Below are 3,311 nucleotides of genomic sequence, written 5' to 3' on the forward strand. Positions count from 1 at the left end.
TAATAATTCCGTATTCATCTGCATTTTTTTGTTTTGTTATGACACCTGATCTAATCTACTAAACTTCTCCTGATTTTCAACTATTTAAATCAAAAACAAGCCCTCAGTTCCCAATAAAGCCAAAAATGAATAAAAGGAACTTATTATAATAACTCCTTAAAATTCATTTTGTTTCAAATCGCGCGACATTTTGTTGACAAACACCTGATTGTTAGCAAATAAACTACAAACAATTAACCTGTTTTTAATATTATCCAGTTAAATTTAAGAAACCTGATTGTGGGTTATTCATCTTAAAACGCAATAAGTATGATCTGGAAAAAGTTCAGCGGCGAAGTCATCCATTCGTCCATTTTAGAAGAAGTTGAAAAAGCCATCATCCGGGAAACAGAAAATGGCTATCACCTTAAAGTTTGTATCGGTACAGACTCGCAAGTAAAAGGAGCACTGACCGATTTTGCTACTGTAATTGTCCTGCTTCGAGAGCATCATGGCGGCTTTATGTACATTCACCAGGAAAAAACACCACAGCGAATGAGCATTAAAGAAAGGATGCTCATTGAGGTTCAAAAATCTATTGAAACAGCCTATTCTATCTGCGATCTGCTGGACGTATATGATGTTGACCTGGAGGTACATGCTGACATCAACACCAATCCCATGTTTAAATCCAACAAAGCACTAAATGAAGCCATGGGTTATATTTTAAGTATGGGCTTTATTTTTAAAGCAAAACCAGAAGCCTTTGCCAGCTCAACCTGCGCAGATAAAATGGTCCATTAAAAAACCGCCGGATCAGGAAGATCCGACGGTAGCTTTGGTTTGGTTGAGTCGAGTACAATGAGTTTAGAATGCGTATACAGCAGCTAAAGAAAACTGAGAAGCATTTTTAGTTGGTGTTAAATCAGATTTGGCAAACAATTTATCAGAGCGGTTATCAAACCTGACTTCTGGAATAAAAGTAAGTCCGCCCGTTTTAAAATTACCCGACAGCGTCACCGACTTAAAACTTTCCCCCTTCACTTCCTGAACATCTTTAGTTTTAAAATATTCACCCCGTAAACCCAGGGAGAAGGCTTTTGTAAAAGTGTTCTGAAGGTATAAAGCTGCACCACTATAACCACCGTTACTGCCTGAAATCGTATAATCAGCAGCGTTCAAACCCAGTTTAACTTTTTCAGTAGCCTGATAAGACGTTGTTAAATCAAATAAAGAACCATCTCCCGGAGCACCTGCATTTCGACCAGTCAGCACATTCAGGTAGGCGTTCCATCCCTCTACCGGAGCAACAGATAGTTGCGCTCCAAAATGAGACACTCCATTAACGTCTTTATAAGTATTCCAATCATTAAACAAACCTAGCATCAAACTCACTTTGGAAGAAAAAGCATAAGTTCCTTTAATCCCTGCATTTTGAAAAGGCCCATTGGAAAACAAATAAGAAGTAGAATAATTGAAATTTCCCACCGGAGAGATCACTTCATAACCTATAAAAGTTCCCATAAAACCAGCTGTTAAAGACAACTTATCATCAACAGCATAGTTTACATATAGATTCTGAATATGAAAGGAGTTCTTTTCATTAGCTTCTGTACCGTCTCCGTTTAACAGAGACTGATACTGACCCCTGGGGCCAAAAGAAACCTCACCAACAAATGACGCTTTTCCGGTAGATTTCTTTAAAGCCAGATCGATCATTCCCAATGAAATCGAATTTTGATCATTGGCAAAGCTGGTTCCGATATTTGGCTGTTTTTGAAAATCATACTTAAAATACGTATCTACAGATCCGGAGAACTGCAGAGGGTTTTTCTCTGTTTCCTGGGCATAACTCACCGAAGAAAACGCAATGGCTGATAACGATAGCAGAGTAGATTTTAATTTCATGTTTAGTTGGTTTGAGGTTGATAATCTAGACGAATTAAATCATTCAGGTGGTAGGTTCACGGTCCATTTCCATACCCGTGGCCGCTACGATTAGGGTGCCTTGAAAGTATTTCTCATTATGCTGACTGGCATCAAGCCCTTCTTCTTCTTCTTCAGAAGTTACGCGGATAGGTTGAATCACGTTCACCAGTTTGAAGATGACAAAAGACATTACAAAGCTGAAAACAGCAACAATGACTACACCTTTTAATTGGGTAAAGAAGAATGCCGGGTTTCCATACAATAAACCGTCAACTCCTGCACTGTTTACAGTTTTGGTAGCAAACACACCAGTCAAGAGCATTCCAACGATACCACCAACACCATGACACGGAAACACATCTAAAGTATCATCTAATGAAGTTTTTGATTTCCAGGAAACAGCAAGATTAGAAACCACTGCAGCAATAACGCCGATAAAAATACTCGAAGGAATACTTACAAATCCAGCACCTGGAGTAATGGCCACAAGTCCAACAACCGCACCTATACAAAAACCAAGTACAGATGGTTTTTTTCCTCTCGATACATCAAAAAACATCCAGGATAATCCTGCAGCACCAGCAGCAATATTTGTAGTTAAAAATGCAGAAACAGCCAGACTATTGGCGCCCAATGCAGAACCAGCATTAAAGCCGAACCAGCCAAACCATAGTAATCCGGTACCGATTAATACATATGGAATATTAGCAGGCGGCACTTCTTGATGTTCGGCATGACTTCTTCTTCTTTTAAGTACCAACGCGCCGGCAAGAGCTGCCATACCCGCAGAAATATGCACCACAGTTCCTCCCGCAAAGTCAAGAACGCCCATTTTAAACAGAATACCTTCAGGATGCCAGGTCCAATGTGCCAGTGGTGAATACACAAACAAAGAAAACAATACGATAAACAGAATATAGGAAGTAAAACGAATGCGTTCTGCAACCGCACCAACAACCAGACCCGGCGTAATGATCGCAAACATTAGCTGAAAGACTGCAAACAAAGATAACGGAATGGTAGGAGCAAGACTCCATGGATGTCCTGAATTAACTCCCTGAAAGAAGAAGAATGTTTTAGGATTTCCAATAAATCCACCAATGGTATCTCCAAAGGCAAGACTAAAGCTTACAACCACCCAAAGTACAGAAATTACTCCGGCGGCAACCACACTTTTAATCATGGTAGAAAGCACATTTTTACGATGAACCATTCCTCCGTAGAAAAAAGCCAGACCAGGAGTCATTAAAAACACCAAAGCGGCAGCAATTAACACAAATGCAATATCAGGTGCACTGTATTTTCCCTCATCAAAATTAGGAAGAAGGGGAATAAAGAGGGCAAGAATTGCAATTATTAATAAAACTGCAAATGGTCCCCACTGTTTAAACAAAACTTTCGCC

At 39.6% G+C, this 3,311-nt stretch carries 3 protein-coding genes; 1 reads left to right on the forward strand and 2 read right to left on the reverse strand.

The features are described 5' to 3' along the window. Positions 1 to 309: 309 nt before the first annotated feature. Positions 310 to 783 carry a ribonuclease H-like YkuK family protein gene (locus DBR11_RS22895; protein WP_108554927.1) on the forward strand — a complete coding sequence of 158 codons (474 nt, stop codon included), beginning with the start codon at positions 310 to 312 and terminating at the stop codon, positions 781 to 783. Positions 784 to 846: 63 nt separating this feature from the next. On the opposite strand, the gene DBR11_RS22900 is transcribed toward DBR11_RS22895, so the two are convergent. Next, a complete protein-coding gene (locus DBR11_RS22900; RefSeq protein WP_108554928.1) occupies positions 847 to 1,887 on the reverse strand; it encodes a porin in 1,041 nt (346 codons plus the stop codon). 43 nt (positions 1,888 to 1,930) lie between these two features. Then, positions 1,931 to 3,311 (reverse strand): ammonium transporter (locus DBR11_RS22905; RefSeq protein WP_369974447.1); only part of this gene is annotated, 1,381 nt, incomplete at its 5' end.

Origin of the sequence: Pedobacter sp. HMWF019 (assembly GCF_003061025.1) — a bacterium.
In the GTDB taxonomy this organism is placed as follows: domain Bacteria; phylum Bacteroidota; class Bacteroidia; order Sphingobacteriales; family Sphingobacteriaceae; genus Pedobacter.

Excerpts from the sequence above, each read along its gene's own strand:
- DBR11_RS22895 (WP_108554927.1), top strand. The coding sequence starts at position 310 with ATGATCTGGAAAAAGTTCAGCGGCGAAGTCATCCATTCGTCCATTTTA.
- DBR11_RS22900 (WP_108554928.1), bottom strand. The coding sequence starts at position 1,887 with ATGAAATTAAAATCTACTCTGCTATCGTTATCAGCCATTGCGTTTTCT.